The sequence below is a fragment of the uncultured Sphingomonas sp. genome (assembly GCF_913062585.1).
GTDB lineage: Bacteria > Pseudomonadota > Alphaproteobacteria > Sphingomonadales > Sphingomonadaceae > Sphingomonas.
Genome location: NZ_CAJXWX010000003.1, coordinates 81,468 through 95,408, shown reverse-complemented (window position 1 = coordinate 95,408; position 13,941 = coordinate 81,468). Strand labels below are relative to the sequence as shown.

The 13,941-nt window shown below is 67.0% G+C and carries 15 protein-coding genes and 1 riboswitch; of the genes, 8 read left to right on the top strand and 7 right to left on the bottom strand.

Annotated features, from left to right (window positions below):
* The first annotated feature begins 5 nt into the window (after window positions 1-5).
* Complete coding sequence (locus tag QZ546_RS03715) at window positions 6-182, top strand: DUF1508 domain-containing protein (RefSeq protein WP_294234928.1); 177 nt, start codon at window positions 6-8, stop codon at window positions 180-182.
* Window positions 183-189: 7 nt separating this feature from the next.
* On the opposite strand, the gene QZ546_RS03710 is transcribed toward QZ546_RS03715, so the two are convergent.
* The 4 genes from QZ546_RS03710 to ispH all read right to left on the bottom strand — a co-directional run bounded on the left by QZ546_RS03710 (window position 190) and on the right by ispH (window position 3,240).
* On the bottom strand, window positions 190-774 hold the full coding sequence (locus tag QZ546_RS03710; RefSeq protein WP_294234925.1) for a hypothetical protein: 585 nt from the start codon (window positions 772-774) through the stop codon (window positions 190-192).
* 106 nt (window positions 775-880) lie between these two features.
* On the bottom strand, window positions 881-1,318 hold the full coding sequence (gene rnhA / locus QZ546_RS03705; protein WP_294234922.1) for a ribonuclease HI: 438 nt from the start codon (window positions 1,316-1,318) through the stop codon (window positions 881-883).
* Window positions 1,315-2,268: a homoserine kinase gene (thrB, locus tag QZ546_RS03700; protein ID WP_294234919.1), complete on the bottom strand. Its 954-nt coding sequence runs from the start codon at window positions 2,266-2,268 to the stop codon at window positions 1,315-1,317. Before thrB ends, rnhA begins: the two co-directional genes overlap by 4 nt.
* 3 nt (window positions 2,269-2,271) lie before the next feature.
* The gene (gene ispH, locus QZ546_RS03695; RefSeq protein WP_294234916.1) at window positions 2,272-3,240 is read right to left on the bottom strand and encodes a 4-hydroxy-3-methylbut-2-enyl diphosphate reductase; all 969 of its coding nucleotides are present in this window, start codon (window positions 3,238-3,240) and stop codon (window positions 2,272-2,274) included.
* Between the two features lie 102 nt (window positions 3,241-3,342).
* Here ispH and QZ546_RS03690 point away from each other — a divergent pair, with 102 nt between their 5' ends.
* From QZ546_RS03690 to gcvPB, 5 genes are all read left to right on the top strand, one after another.
* The gene (locus QZ546_RS03690) at window positions 3,343-3,981 is read left to right on the top strand and encodes a hypothetical protein (protein ID WP_294234914.1); all 639 of its coding nucleotides are present in this window, start codon (window positions 3,343-3,345) and stop codon (window positions 3,979-3,981) included.
* A 249-nt stretch (window positions 3,982-4,230) separates the two neighbouring features.
* Window positions 4,231-4,339: riboswitch (glycine riboswitch) on the top strand.
* A 163-nt stretch (window positions 4,340-4,502) separates the two neighbouring features.
* A complete protein-coding gene (gene gcvT, locus QZ546_RS03685; protein ID WP_294234911.1) occupies window positions 4,503-5,678 on the top strand; it encodes a glycine cleavage system aminomethyltransferase GcvT in 1,176 nt (391 codons plus the stop codon).
* 2 nt (window positions 5,679-5,680) lie between these two features.
* Window positions 5,681-6,052: a glycine cleavage system protein GcvH gene (gcvH, locus tag QZ546_RS03680; RefSeq protein WP_294234906.1), complete on the top strand. Its 372-nt coding sequence runs from the start codon at window positions 5,681-5,683 to the stop codon at window positions 6,050-6,052.
* A 138-nt stretch (window positions 6,053-6,190) separates the two neighbouring features.
* Window positions 6,191-7,549 carry an aminomethyl-transferring glycine dehydrogenase subunit GcvPA gene (gcvPA, locus tag QZ546_RS03675; protein WP_294234903.1) on the top strand — a complete coding sequence of 453 codons (1,359 nt, stop codon included), beginning with the start codon at window positions 6,191-6,193 and terminating at the stop codon, window positions 7,547-7,549.
* Window positions 7,546-9,102, top strand: coding sequence for an aminomethyl-transferring glycine dehydrogenase subunit GcvPB (gcvPB, locus tag QZ546_RS03670; protein WP_294234901.1), 1,557 nt, complete (start codon window positions 7,546-7,548; stop codon window positions 9,100-9,102). Before gcvPA ends, gcvPB begins: the two co-directional genes overlap by 4 nt.
* Before the next feature lie 65 nt (window positions 9,103-9,167).
* Here the strand turns inward: gcvPB and QZ546_RS03665 are convergent, their stop codons facing one another.
* Window positions 9,168-9,425: a SemiSWEET family transporter gene (locus QZ546_RS03665; protein ID WP_294234898.1), complete on the bottom strand. Its 258-nt coding sequence runs from the start codon at window positions 9,423-9,425 to the stop codon at window positions 9,168-9,170.
* 99 nt (window positions 9,426-9,524) lie between these two features.
* Between QZ546_RS03665 and bluB the strand changes: the two genes are divergently transcribed.
* Window positions 9,525-10,148 carry a 5,6-dimethylbenzimidazole synthase gene (bluB, locus tag QZ546_RS03660; RefSeq protein WP_294234895.1) on the top strand — a complete coding sequence of 208 codons (624 nt, stop codon included), beginning with the start codon at window positions 9,525-9,527 and terminating at the stop codon, window positions 10,146-10,148.
* A gap of 130 nt (window positions 10,149-10,278) precedes the next feature.
* Here the strand turns inward: bluB and QZ546_RS03655 are convergent, their stop codons facing one another.
* Window positions 10,279-11,175, bottom strand: coding sequence for a DMT family transporter (locus QZ546_RS03655; RefSeq protein ID WP_294234891.1), 897 nt, complete (start codon window positions 11,173-11,175; stop codon window positions 10,279-10,281).
* 91 nt (window positions 11,176-11,266) lie between these two features.
* On the opposite strand from QZ546_RS03655, the gene proS reads away from it, so the two are divergent.
* On the top strand, window positions 11,267-12,799 hold the full coding sequence (proS, locus tag QZ546_RS03650) for a proline--tRNA ligase (RefSeq protein WP_294234888.1): 1,533 nt from the start codon (window positions 11,267-11,269) through the stop codon (window positions 12,797-12,799).
* Window positions 12,800-12,922: 123 nt separating this feature from the next.
* Here the strand turns inward: proS and QZ546_RS03645 are convergent, their stop codons facing one another.
* Window positions 12,923-13,891 carry a glutathione S-transferase family protein gene (locus QZ546_RS03645; RefSeq protein WP_294234885.1) on the bottom strand — a complete coding sequence of 323 codons (969 nt, stop codon included), beginning with the start codon at window positions 13,889-13,891 and terminating at the stop codon, window positions 12,923-12,925.
* Window positions 13,892-13,941: the final 50 nt, after the last annotated feature.

Here is a 13,941-nt window from a genome sequence, read left to right as displayed (position 1 = left end):
TCATCATGGCCCACAGCTTTGCGATCGAGAAGAACAAGGCCGGCGAATATGTCGCCAAGTTCCGCTACAACAGCGAACTCATCTGGTGGACCGAGGGCTATTCCAGCAAGGCCGGGGCCCGCAACGCGATCGAGTCGGTGCTGAAGAACGGGCCGGGCGCCCCGGTTCACGAACCGGAATAAGCGGCGCTCAGCCGATCGGCCTGGGCATCTGCGCGCTGATCGTCGTGCCCGTCGCATCGGGCGTGAAGGTGATCGGCACCGCCACATTCCGACCACAGGCGGCGATGATCCATGTCTCGCGCCAGGCCTTGCGCGCGGTATCCACCACGCCGTCATAGCGCGTGTGGCGGGCATGGGGCGTCGTGCAATCCGGTGCGACCGCCTTGGCCCCGAGCCAAGCATAGCGCAGCGCGTCGCGTTGCAGCGTCAGGTTCGCGCGGGTGTCGCCCGGCACCGCGACGATGCTGGCGATCTTCTCGTCCGGTTGCGCCTGGAAGAAGATGTTGATCGTCGTGTCGTTGCCGCATCCCCGGACGGGAAAGCTCTGCCGCCAGGTGCCCGATACGGGATAGCCATCCGGCGCGAAGGTCACAGGGGTCAGGACGGAGGCGGCCGATGCCGGTGCGACCAGGTCCGGGCAACGCTGGAACACGTCGGTCGGCAGGGCGGCGAACAGGCGCTGGATATTGCCCAGATAGCCCGGCGATCGAACCAGCGACTGTAGCTGCGGCGATGGCTGCGGTGCGGCGGGAGTCTCGCCCGGAGCGGCCATTCCAAGGGCGGTCGCGATGACGGCGGCGATCAGCAGGACGTTTCCCCCTTATTCCCTCCGACGCGTCATAGCCGGGATCGTGTGGCGATCGGATGAACCCCGCTTCTTATTTCCGAAACGTCTCCGCCGCCGCGCAGGCCAGCTTGTCGGCGCGTTCATTGTCGGGGTGGCCCGCATGGCCCTTTACCCATTTCCATTCGATCTGGTGCCGCGATGCGGCCTCCAGCAGCGCCTGCCAGAGTTCGGCATTCTTGACCGGCTTCTTGTCCGCCGTCTTCCAGCCGTTGCGCTTCCAGCCATGGATCCACTTGGTCAGGCCGTCCATCACATAGCGGCTGTCGGTCGACAGCGTGACGGCGCAGGGGCGCTTGAGCGCGTTCAGCGCCTCGATCGCGGCCATCAGCTCCATGCGGTTGTTGGTGGTCAGCACCTCGCCGCCCGACAATTCCTTCTCATGCGTGCCCGAACGGATCAGCGCGCCCCACCCACCGGGGCCGGGATTGCCCTTGCACGCGCCATCGGTGGCGATCTCGACCGGGGTCACAGTCCCGCTTTCCCGTCGCGATAGGCGAGGTAGCGCCGCCAATAAGCGAGCGGATCCTTACGCGTCACCAGCGCGTCGGCGGGGGTGTTCAGCCAGTCCCAGGCTCGCGACAGCGCGAAGCGGAGGCAGGCGCCCATGGCCAGCTTCGCGAACGCCGCGCGCTCGGTGTCGGACAGCGGGAAGTGGCGCTCATACCCCTCGACCAGCGCCGCGCCGATTTCGGGCGCATAGGTCTCGCCGGCCGCGTCGAAGCTCCAGGCCGAGTGCATGACCGCAAGGTCGTAGACGCGGAAATCGGTGCAGGCGAAATAGAAGTCGATCAGGCCCGTGACCGCGTCGCCCAGCACCAGCACATTGTCGGGAAACAGGTCGGCATGGATGACGCAGGAATCGAGCGCCTGGCCGTCCCAGCCGTCGAGAACCGAATCCAGCGCCGCGCCCATCGCATCGTGCAGGCCCGGCTGGATCCGGTCGAGATCGCCCCCGCATTGCGCGAACAGCGGGTGCCAGCTGGCATGACCCATTGAATTGGGACGGTTCAGTGGGAAGTCGGCGACCGCGCGGTGCATCGCGCCCATCGCATCCGCCGCCGCCAGCGCCTGGGCCGGGGTGGGGTGCGAGAGCGACACGCCGGTCAGGAACTGGATCAGGCAGGCGGGGCGGCCCGCCAGTTCCTGAATCTCGACGCCCTGCCGGTCCTTGATCGCGGGCGGCACGGCCAGACCCTTGGCGGCGAGATGATCCAGCAGCGCGAGGAAGAAGGGCAGGTCGCCCGCCGCCACGCGCTTTTCGTACAAGGTCAGGATGAAGCGCGCGGTCGTGGTGTCGACCAGATAGTTGCTGTTCTCGACGCCCTCGGCGATCCCCTTGGCGGAGATCAGCTCGCCCACGTCATAGCGTGCCAGAAACGCCGACAGCGCCTCGGCCGAAACCTGCGTATAGACGGCCATGGTTCAGGCGGCCGCTTCCAGGCCGCGCGGCAGCTTGAAGGCGATGGTCTCGCGCGTCGTCTCTTCCTCGCGCTCGGAAACGGTGAAGCGTTCGGACAGGCGATCGACCAGCTCGCGCACCAGCAGCTCGGGCGCGGAGGCCCCGGCGGTCAGGCCCAGGGTCTTCACCCCGTCCAGGAACGCCCAGTCGAGATCGGCGGCGCGCTGGATCAGTTGCGCGCGCTTGCCCGCGCGCTCGGCCACTTCGACCAGACGCAGCGAGTTGGAGGAGTTGGGCGCACCGATCACCAGCACCGCGTCGCACTCGGCGGCGATCGCCTTGACGGCGGCCTGGCGGTTGGAGGTGGCGTAGCAGATATCCTCGCCGCGCGGCGCCAGGATGGAGGGGAAACGCTGCTGCAGCGCCTCGACCATCGCATGGGTGTCGTCGACCGACAAAGTGGTCTGGGTCAGGAAGGCAAGGTTCTCGGGATCGGCGGGCATGAATGCTTCGACATCCGCGACCGTCTCGACCAGCGACATCGAGCCTTGCGGCACCTGGCCGAAGGTTCCGATGACCTCGGGGTGGCCTGCATGGCCGATGAAGACGATGTGACGGCCCATTTCGACCAGCCGTTCGGCCTGGCGATGGACCTTGGACACCAGCGGGCAGGTCGCGTCGAGATAGTCGAGACCCCGGCTCTCGGCATCCGCAGGCACCGACTTGGGCACGCCGTGGGCGGAGAAGACGACATGCGCGTGCGGCGGCACCTCGTTGAGTTCCTCGACGAAGATCGCGCCCTTGGCCTTCAGGCTGTCGACGACGAATTTGTTGTGGACGATTTCGTGCCGGACATAGACGGGGGCGCCATGCTTTTCGAGCGCCAGCTCCACGATGCGGATGGCGCGGTCGACGCCGGCGCAGAAACCGCGCGGGGCGGCGATCAACAGGTCGAGCGGCGGCTTCATGGCGTCGGTCTGAGATGGGGTCATGGATGCGGCTCTACGCCATTGCTTGCGCGCGTCCAACCCGGTTCCTATGCTGGCGACCAAACCGGCATCCTGCTTCGGCACCCAGAATAGGCGTTTCGACCTGTGAAAGCATCGTTTCTCGCTCCCGTCGCCCTTGCGCTCGTCCTGGGCGGTTGCGCCCGTACCGGCGAGATCGACGCCTCGGGCGGCATCACCGCCGTCCGCTCGGCCTGCCCGGTGGTGGGCGTCGCGGCGGGGACCGGCGACATCACCCTGTTCAAGACGCCAGGCGCGACCGATGAAGGGTCGATCGATCTGGTCGCCAACATGACCAATGTCCGCGGCAGTTGCGCGGATTCGGGGGCGGACATCGTCACGACGGTCAGCTTCAACGTCGAGGCACGGCGCACCGATACCAGCGCCGCGCGCGACGTGGTGCTGCCCTATTATATCGCGATCGTGCGCGGCGGCACCAATGTGGTCGCCAAGCGCGTCAGCCGCGTGAACGTGCATTTCGACGCGGGCCAGGCGCGCGGCCAGGTGGCGGGCGAGGCCTCGGCCACCATCGCCCGCTCGGCGGCGACCCTGTCCGACGAGGTGCGCGAAAAGCTGACCCGCCGTCGCAAGGCCGGTGACGAAGACGCGGCGGTCGATCCGCTGACCCAGCCCGATGTCCGCCAGGCGGTGGCGAGCGCGACCTTTGAGGCGCTGGTCGGCTTCCAGCTGACCGATGCGCAGTTGCGGTACAACGCGACTCGGTAATTTCGCGGCGTTGCCGCCCCTCCACCACGCCCTGCGGGCGCGGTCCCCCTCCCCAAGCGCGCTTGGGGAGGAATGGGCAGGACACAATCCTCCCCATCTGTGATGGGGAGGGGGACCGCTCGCGAAGCGAGTGGTGGAGGGGCAGGCCTCCGCTTTCCACATCTTTCCCCGCACCGCCGCCGTTCCCCGATTGACTTGGGCGCACCCGACCGGCAGAGGGCGCGGCGTCGATGCCGGACATGTCCGACATAGGCGCGCGCGGGAGAGCGCCGGGTTCGCCTTTCAGGTGACGAAAACCCGGCCGCCGAAGGAGCAACCACCCCGGAATCTCTCAGGCAAATGGGACCGCGTGATCGCCATCGACACTCTGGAAAGCGTGCCCGGCCTTAGGCCTTGGGCGCCACCGAAGGGGTAAGCCGGAAATTCCGGCGAAAGCTCTCAGGTTCCGTGACAGAGGGGGATCGGATCGGGTAAGGACACACGCGTCCCTAGCCGACACCCTTTTGACGGAGACCGGCCCCGTGAGCGACGCAACCGACCTGAACGTAGAAGACGCCCCCGAGGGTCAGGAGATCATCCAGACACTGCCGCTGGACGCATGGCATCGCGCGCGCGGCGGGCGGATGGTCCCGTTCGCCGGATATGAGATGCCGGTCCAGTATGAAGGCATCATGGCCGAGCATCTGTGGACCCGCGAGTCGGCCGGGCTGTTCGACGTCAGCCATATGGGCCAGGTGGTCTTCACCGGCGAGAACGGCCTCGGTCCCGTCGTCACCGCGCTGGAAAAGGTGCTGCCGGGCGACATCGCTGGGCTCGGCGATCGCAAGAACCGCTACTCGCTGCTGCTCAACGAAGAGGGCGGTATCCTCGACGACCTGATGGTGACGAAGCGCTCCCTCGACGGCGCGGACGAGCTCTACATGGTCGTCAACGGCGCGACGAAGTATGACGACATCGCCTATCTGCTCGACTTCATCCCCGACGATGCGACGCTGAACCTGCTCGACGAGCAGGCGCTGCTGGCGCTCCAGGGTCCGAAGGCGGTCGATGCGCTGTCGCGGATCGTGCCCGGCGTCGAGGCTTTGGTGTTCATGACCGCCGCCGACTTCGTCTGGAACGACGTGCCGCTGTGGATCAGCCGCTCGGGCTATACCGGCGAGGACGGTTACGAAATTTCGATCCCCGCCGAGCACGCCGCCGCGTTCGCCGATCTGCTGTGCGAGCAGGCGGAAGTGAAGCCGATCGGCCTGGGCGCGCGCGACTCGCTGCGCCTGGAGGCGGGGCTGCCGCTCTATGGCCATGACCTCGATCCCGAGACGACGCCGGTGATGGCCGATCTGGGCTTCGCACTCGCCAAGAAGCGTCGCGAGGCGGCCGACTTCCTGGGCGCCGAGCGTATCCTCGCCGAACGCGAGAACGGCCCCGCCGTGAAGCGCGTCGGCCTGACCGTCGCGGGCCGCCAGCCGGTGCGCGAAGGCGCGTCGGTGGTGGCCGAGGACGGTTCGGTCATCGGCCGCGTGACCAGCGGCGGCTTTGCCCCCTCGATGGGGGCGCCGATCGCCATGGCCTATGTGCCGACCGAGCTGGCGACGCCCGGCACGATCGTCAAACTTCTTCAGCGCGGCAAGACCCATGACGCCACCGTCACGGCGATGCCGTTCGTCCCCCATCGTTACGTTCGTTCAGGAGCCAAGTGACCATGAGCCGCTATTTCACCGAAGATCATGAGTGGATCGACGTCGACGGTGATGTCGGCACGGTCGGCATCTCCGATTATGCGCAGGGCGCGCTGGGCGACATCGTGTTCGTCGACGTCCCCGAGGAAGGCCGCGAACTGTCCAAGGGCGACGAGGCCGCCGTGGTCGAGTCGGTCAAGGCCGCGTCGGACGTCTACGCGCCCGTGTCGGGCACCGTGATCGAGGGCAATGCTCAACTCAGCGACGAGCCGGGCCTGGTCAACACCGATCCGGAAGGCGAGGGCTGGTTCTTCAAGATCACCCTGTCCGACGCCTCGGAGCTGGAAGGCCTGATGGACGAAACCGCCTACGCCGCGTTCGTCGCCAAGCTGTAATCCGACGCCTTGGGGGAGGGGCGTCATCCTCCCCCATTCGGGCGGCTGCCCGATGCCTCCCGTCCTCTCCGGGGCGGGCAAAGCGATGACCCCTCGATCCGCGAGGTTTTCGGGGTGAGGGGCGGAGAAATGGAACGCATGCGCTACCTGCCCCTTACCTCTTCCGACCGGGCCGAGATGCTCTCGGTCATCGGCGCGGGCTCGGTCGACGACCTGTTCGTCGACGTGCCCGAAGCCGCCCGCCTGTCCGGCCCCATTGAAGGGCTGCCCAACCACGCCTCCGAACTGGCGGTCGAGCGGCACATGACCGCGCTCGCGCGCAAGAACATGGTCGCGGGCGACGTGCCCTTCTTCCTGGGGTGCGGTGCCTATCGCCATCATGTCCCCGCCAGCGTCGATCACCTGATCCAGCGCGGCGAGTTCCTGACCGCCTACACGCCCTATCAGCCGGAAATCGCGCAGGGCACGCTGCAGATGCTGTTCGAGTTCCAGACGCAGGTGGCGCGTCTGCTCGGCACCGATGTCGCCAACGCCTCCATGTATGACGGCTCGACCGCCTGCTGGGAAGCGATCGGCATGGCGCGGCGCATCACCAAGAAGTCCAAGGCGATCCTTTCCTCGGGCCTGCACCCGCATTATGTCTCGGTCGCCAAGACGATGGCGAAGTACACCGGCGACACGCTGGAGACCGGCAGGCCCGTCCTGACCGCCGAGACCGATCTCGACCAGATGATCGCGGCGATCGACGGCGACACGTCCTGCGTCGTCGTCCAATACCCCGACATTCTCGGCCGCATCGCCGACCTGACCCCGCTGGCCGAGGCCTGCCACGCCAAGAAGGCGCTGCTGATCGCGGTCGTGACCGAACCGGTCGCGCTGGGCGCGATCCGCGCACCCGGCGAGATGGACGCCGACATTGTGGTGGGCGAAGGCCAGTCGCTGGGCGTCGGGCTTCAGTTCGGCGGTCCTTATGTGGGCCTGATGGGCTGCAAGGATAAATATATCCGCCAGATGCCGGGCCGCTTCTGTGGCGAGACGGTGGATGCGGACGGCAAGCGCGGCTTCGTGCTGACGCTGTCGACCCGCGAGCAGCATATCCGCCGCGAAAAGGCGACCTCGAACATCTGCACCAATTCGGGGCTGTGTGCGCTCGCCTTCTCGATCCACATGACGCTGCTGGGCGAGGCGGGTCTGCGCCGGATGGCGGGGATCAACCATGCCAATGCCTGCCGCGCGGCGGATCGTCTGGCGAAGGTGCCGGGCGTCAAGCTGGTCAACGGCGTGTTCTTCAACGAGTTCACGCTGGATCTCGGCCGCGAGGCGCGTCCGATCGTACGGACACTCGCCGAGCGCGGCGTGCTGGCGGGCGTGTCGCTCGGTCGGCTCTATCCGGGCGAGGACGCACTCGCGAACGGACTGGTGGTGGCGGTCACCGAAACGGTGACGGCGGAGGATATCGAGACGCTTGCCAAGGCTCTCGAGGAGGTGCTGGCATGACGATCAACCAGAGCGGCTGGAAGCCCACGAGCCCCGAGGCCAAGGACGGCGACGTGCCTGCGACCTTCACCGGTAACCGCGCGCTGATGCTGGAAGAGGCGCTGATCTTCGAGATCGGCGATTCTGAGACGACCGGCGTCGATTTCGCCGAGGGCGATGTCGCGGGTTCGCGGCTGGGCGACCTGTCGCGTAAGAGCGCGATCGGCCTGCCGGGCCTGTCGGAGCCGGAGACGGTGCGCCATTACACCCGCCTGTCGCGTCAGAACTACGCGATCGACCTGGGCCTGTTCCCGCTCGGCTCGTGCACGATGAAGCATAATCCGCGCCTGAACGAGAAGATGGCGCGTCTGCCCGGTTTCAGCGACGTCCACCCGCTCCAGCCCGTCGACACGGTGCAGGGCGCACTGGAGGTCATCCACCAGCTGGCGCACTGGCTGGTCACGCTGACCGGCATGACCTCGGTGGCGATGAGCCCCAAGGCGGGCGCGCATGGCGAGCTGTGCGGCATCCTGGCGATCAAGGCGGCGCTGGAGAAGCGGGGCGAGGGTCATCGCAAGGTGATCCTGGTCCCCGAATCGGCGCACGGCACCAACCCGGCGACGGCGGCGTTCGCGGGCTTCTCGGTCGAGAACATCCCCGCCGCCGCCGAGGGGCGTGTCGACACAGGCGCGCTGAAGGCGCGGCTGGGGCCGGACGTGGCGGGCGTGATGATCACCAACCCGAACACCTGCGGCCTGTTCGAGCGGGACCTGAAAGACATTTCCGACGCGGTCCATGCCGCCGGCGGCTATGTCTATTGCGACGGCGCGAACTTCAACGCGATCGTCGGCCGCGTGCGTCCGGGCGATCTGGGCGTCGATGCGATGCACATCAACCTGCACAAGACCTTCTCGACCCCGCATGGCGGCGGCGGGCCGGGTTCGGGGCCGGTGGTGTTCTCCGAAGCGCTGACGCCGTTCGCGCCGCTGCCTTTCGTCGAGAAGACGGGCGAGGGCTTCCGCCTGGTCGAGGAGGAAAATGCCGACGACCATCACGCCGACAGCTTCGGTCGCATGGTTGCCTTCCACGGTCAGATGGGCATGTTCACCCGCGCGCTGACCTATATCCTCAGCCACGGTGCGGACGGCCTGCGCCAGGTCGCCGAGGATGCGGTGCTCAACGCCAACTATATCCTGCGCTCGCTGGAGAATACGCTGGACGCGCCGTTCGCCAAGAGCGGCCCGTGCATGCACGAAGCCATCTTCTCGGACGAAGGGCTGGCCGAGGGCTTCTCGACGATCGACGTCGCCAAGGCGCTGATCGACGAAGGCTTCCACCCGATGACCATGTATTTCCCGCTGGTCGTCCACGGCGCGATGCTAGTCGAGCCGACCGAGACCGAATCCAAGGCCGCGCTCGATCAGTTCATCGGCGCGCTGGCGTCGGTGGCGGAGCGGGCCAAGGCGGGCGACCCGTCGCTCAAGACCGCGCCGCACTTCGCGCCGCGCGCGCGCCTTGACGAGACGCTCGCCGCGCGCAAGCCGGTGCTGGTGTGGAAGGACAAGGCGGCTTGATCGCATAGCTTCCCTCACCCTTCCCTCTCCCAATGGGAGAGGGAAGGGTGAGGGAAGTTGTCCGATCAAAGCGCCGTGAACAACGAAATCCCGCCCAGGATCACGCCGGGCGCATTGGCGAAGACGATCGGCCAGTCCCGCTTCTCGCGCAGGAAGCCATAGGCGACCCAGAGCGCGCAATTCACCATCGTCGCCAGCGGCTGGATGGTGGAGCCCTTATGGCCCGCTAGGTTCAGCTGGATCTGGTCGATATAGGACAGGTACATGGCCACCGCCGTGGCGGTCGCGATCCAGCCGAGCAGCATCAATTTCCGTTCGCTCACAGCCGCTTGGTCTCCCTTTCATGACAGATAAATCGATTGAAGCCGGGTGCTGCAACGCACAAGCGCGACGGGATGCTCCGGGCCGGAAAAGGGACGACCATGCGCTTTGACGCGAACCAGGCCGATACGCTGGAGACGATCCTGCGCTGGCGTCGGGATGTGCGGCACTTCCGCACCGATCCGATCAACGAGGCGGTGCTGGCGCGGCTGGCCGAGGCGATGGCGCTGGCGCCGTCGGTCGGCAATGCGCGGCCCTGGCGGGTGATCCGGGTGGAGGACCCTGGCCTGCGTGCAGCGGTCCAGGCGGATTTCCAGCGTTGTGACGAAGAAGCGGCGGCCGACTATGCCGACGAACAGGCGGCCGCCTACCGCGCGCTCAAGCTCGCCGGACTCGACGCCGCGCCCGTGCAACTGGCGGTCTTCACCCATGTCGATCCGGCGGAAGGCCATGGCCTTGGCCGCCGCACCATGCCGGAGACGCTGCGCCAGTCGACCGCGATGGCGATCCATACGCTATGGCTGGCGGCACGGGCGGCCAATCTGGGCATGGGGATGGTGTCGATCTTGGACCCCGCCGCCATGGAGCGGCTGTTCGCGGTGCCGGAGGACTGGGCGTTCACGGCCTATCTGTGCCTGGGCCATGCGGAGTGGGACGACGACACCCCGCTGCTCCACCGGGCCGGGTGGCAGGAAAATGCGCCGACGCGGTGGGACGTGCGCTGAAATTCCTCCCCTGTAAGGGGAGGTGGCGCGCGGAGCGCGTCGGAGGGGTGTCTCCCTCTCGATAGCGTCACACCCCTCCGTCAGGCCTTCGGCCTGCCACCTCCCCTTCCAGGGGAGGAATTATCCGGAATCAATCCTCCGGCGCGGCCGTGATCGTCTGCTGCTTGCCCAGCCTCTGCTCGCGCCACACGATGAACAAGCCGCTGGCGATGATGATCGGCGCACCCATCCAGGTGGTCGAGGCGGGCAGCACCCCGAAGATCAGCCAGCCATAGACGGTCGCCCAGATCAGCCCCGAATAGTCCATCGGCACCACCGCCGCGACCGGCGCCAGCCGTGACGCCCCGGTCAGCGCGATCTGGCCGAAGCCGCCGACCAGCCCGATCGACCCCAGGATCGCCCAGGTGCCCCAGTCATGCCCCTGGATCTGAAAGGCGTAAGGGATCGCGATGAAGGGCAGGGTCAGCGTCGAGAAGTAGAAGACCGTCGTCCCCGCAGGCTCGTCGCGCAACTGGCGTAGCAGGATGGCGACGATCGCGACGAACAACGCGGCCAGCAACCCCACGCCCGCACCCAGCAGCGACATGTCGCTCGCCCCCGGCCGCACCACGATCAGCACGCCGACAAAGCCGATCAGCACCGCGCTCCAGCGCTGGATTCCGGTCTTCTCGCCCAGCACCAGCGCCCCCAGCAACGTGGCGAAGATCGGTACGGTGAACTGGAACGTCGTCGCCTCGGCCAGTGGCAGCAACAGCACCGCGCCGAAGGTGAAGACCATGCCGATCAGCCCGACCATCGACCGCGCCAGATGGCCCTTGAACCGGCTGGTCCGCAGCGAACCCAGTCCGGGGCCCGCCATCACGAAACCCAGGACGACCGGCAGCGCGCAGGCCTGTCGCCAGAACATGGTTTCGAACAGGGTCGCCCCGCGCGATTCCGCCAGCTTGATGAGCGCCGACATGGTCGACAGGAAGAAGATGGCGATCAGGCGCAGGCCGATGCCCTTGAGCACGCGGTCGCCGGTCATGCGCCTGCCCCTAACCCCTGATGAGGCGAGGCGAAACCCCGGACGCGTCGCCCCCTTGGCGAATGGCCCCCTTTGCCGCTATCGGGCGGGCATGAAGCACGCTCTGCCCGTCACCCGCGACGCGGATTTCTCCGCCTGGTATCAGTCCGTCATCGCCGAGGGCGATCTGGCCGAGGAATCGGGCGTCCGTGGCTGCATGGTCATCCGCCCCTGGGGTTACGGCATCTGGGAGCGGATCCAGCGGTTGCTCGACGATCGCATCAAGGCGACGGGGCATGAGAATTGCTATTTCCCACTCTTCATCCCGCTCAGCTATTTCGAGAAGGAGGCCGAGCATGTCGACGGCTTCGCCAAGGAAATGGCGGTCGTCACGCATCACCGGCTGATCGCGGACGGCAAGGGCGGGCTGGTCCCCGATCCCGAGGCGAAGCTGGAAGAGCCTTTGGTCGTCCGCCCCACCTCGGAGACGGTGATCGGCACCGCCTTTGCCCGCTGGGTCCAGTCGTGGCGCGACCTGCCGGTGCTCATCAACCAGTGGGCGAACGTCGTCCGCTGGGAAATGCGCACCCGCATGTTCCTGCGCACCGCCGAATTCCTGTGGCAGGAGGGGCATACCGCCCATGCCACGGTCGACGAGGCGCGGGCCGAAACGCTGCAGATGCTGGAGGTCTATCGCAGCTTCGCCGAGGACTGCCTGGGCGTTCATGTGATCGCGGGCGAGAAGCCCGAGAATGAGCGCTTTCCGGGCGCTGTCTCGACCTATTCGATCGAGGCGATGATGCAGGACGGCAAGGCGCTGCAGACCGCGACCAGCCACTTCCTGGGCGATAATTTCGCTAAGGCGCAGAATATCCGCTTCCAGAATGCCGAGGGCGGGCTGGATTATGCGCAGACGACCAGCTGGGGCATGACGACGCGCACCATCGGCGCGATGATCATGGTGCATGGCGACGATGACGGGATGCGCGTACCGCCCAAGGTCGCGCCGTGGCAGGTGGTGATCGTGCCGATGCTGCGCGACCAGCCCGAGGATGAGGCGCTGCTCGCCTATTGCCGCGACCTGCAAAAGGAATTGGCCGGCGGGACGGCGCTGGGCGAGCCGATCCGCGCGATGGTCGATGCGCGGGCGCAAAAGGCCGCGACCAAGCGCTGGGGCTGGGTCAAGAAGGGCGCGCCCGTCGTCATCGAAGTCGGCGGCCGCGATATGGCGGGCGGCAACGTCTCGGTCATCCGCCGCGACCGGCTGTACCGCGAGGACGGCAAGCTCGATTCGGTCGTGCAGCCGCGCGGTGATTTCGTGTCGGGCGTCGAGGCGCTGCTGGCCGACATCCAGGGCGAACTCCACCGCCAGTCGGCCGAGCGGCTGAAGGCGCAGATCGTGCCGGTCGACGACTGGGCGGGCGTCGAGGCGCATTTCGCGGACGGCGTAAAGAACCCCGGCTGGGTCGATGTCCGCTGGGCCAAGCCGACCGGCGAAGAGCTCGAGCAGGTGGTCGAGAAGCTGAAGGGCCTGAAGCTCACCATCCGCAACGCGCCGATGGGGCAGACCGGGTGTGACGATGGGCCGTGCATCTTCACCGGCCGCGCGGCGGTAGAGCGGGTGTTGATCGGCCGGGCGTATTGAGAGGGAACTCCCCCTCCCGCAAGCGGGAGGGGGCTGGGGGGAGGGCAGGAGGTCTCACCGAGAGCATTGCTCGCGGCGAAACCCCCTCCCCAAACCCCTCCCCCCTCCGGGAGGAGGGGCTTATTATGCCCGCACCAATCCCGCCCAGGGCAAAACCGGCCCGGCGGGCACGATCCCGGTCGGGTTCAGCTCGCGATGGCTGGCATAATAATGCGTCTTGATATGATCCAGATGCACCGTGTCCGCGATGGCCGGGATCGCCAGCATCCGCTCCAGCAGAGCCTCCAGCGCCGGATAATCCTGCAGCCGCCGCAGATTGCATTTGAAATGCCCGTGATAGACCGCGTCGAAGCGGACCAGCGTGGTGAACAGCCGAATATCCGCCTCGGTCATCCGGTCCCCGACCAGCCAGTCGCGGCCGTTTAGCCGTTCCTCCAGCCGGTCCAGCTCGGCGAATAACGGGCCGACCGCATCGTCATACGCCGCCTGCGTCTTGGCGAAGCCGCATTTATAGACGCCGTTATTCACCCGGTCATAGACGGCGGCGTTCACGGCATCGATCTCGTCGCGGAGTCCGGCGGGATAATAGTCGCCCTCCAGCGCGCCCGACCCGTCAAAGGCGCTGTTCAACATGCGGATGATCTCGGCCGACTCGTTGCTGACGATCGTATTGCGCGCCTTGTCCCACAGCACCGGCACCGTGACCTTGCCGCTATAGCCGTCGCGGGCACGGGCATAGAGTTGCCACAGATAGTCCGCGCCGTGCAGCGGATCGCCGGTGCCGCCATGCGTCGTGGCGAAGGTCCAGCCATTTTCGCGCATCACCGGGTCGACCACCGACACGTCGATCATCGCGTCCAGCCCTTTGAGCGCACGCAGGATCAGCGTCCGATGCGCCCAGGGGCAGGCATAGGAGACATAGAGGTGATAGCGCCCCGGCTCGGCCCGGTGGCCGGGCTGGCCGTCCGGGCCGGGTGCGCCGTCCGCCGTCACCCAGTCGCGAAAACCGGAATCGGGGCGTTTGAAGCTGCCCTTCTCGTCCGACTTGAACAGCCCGTCGGCGTGCCAGACGCCATCCACCATATTGCCCATGTGTATTCTCCTATGGGGAGGGTACGCATGGGGGCAGGGGAGCGATCCCG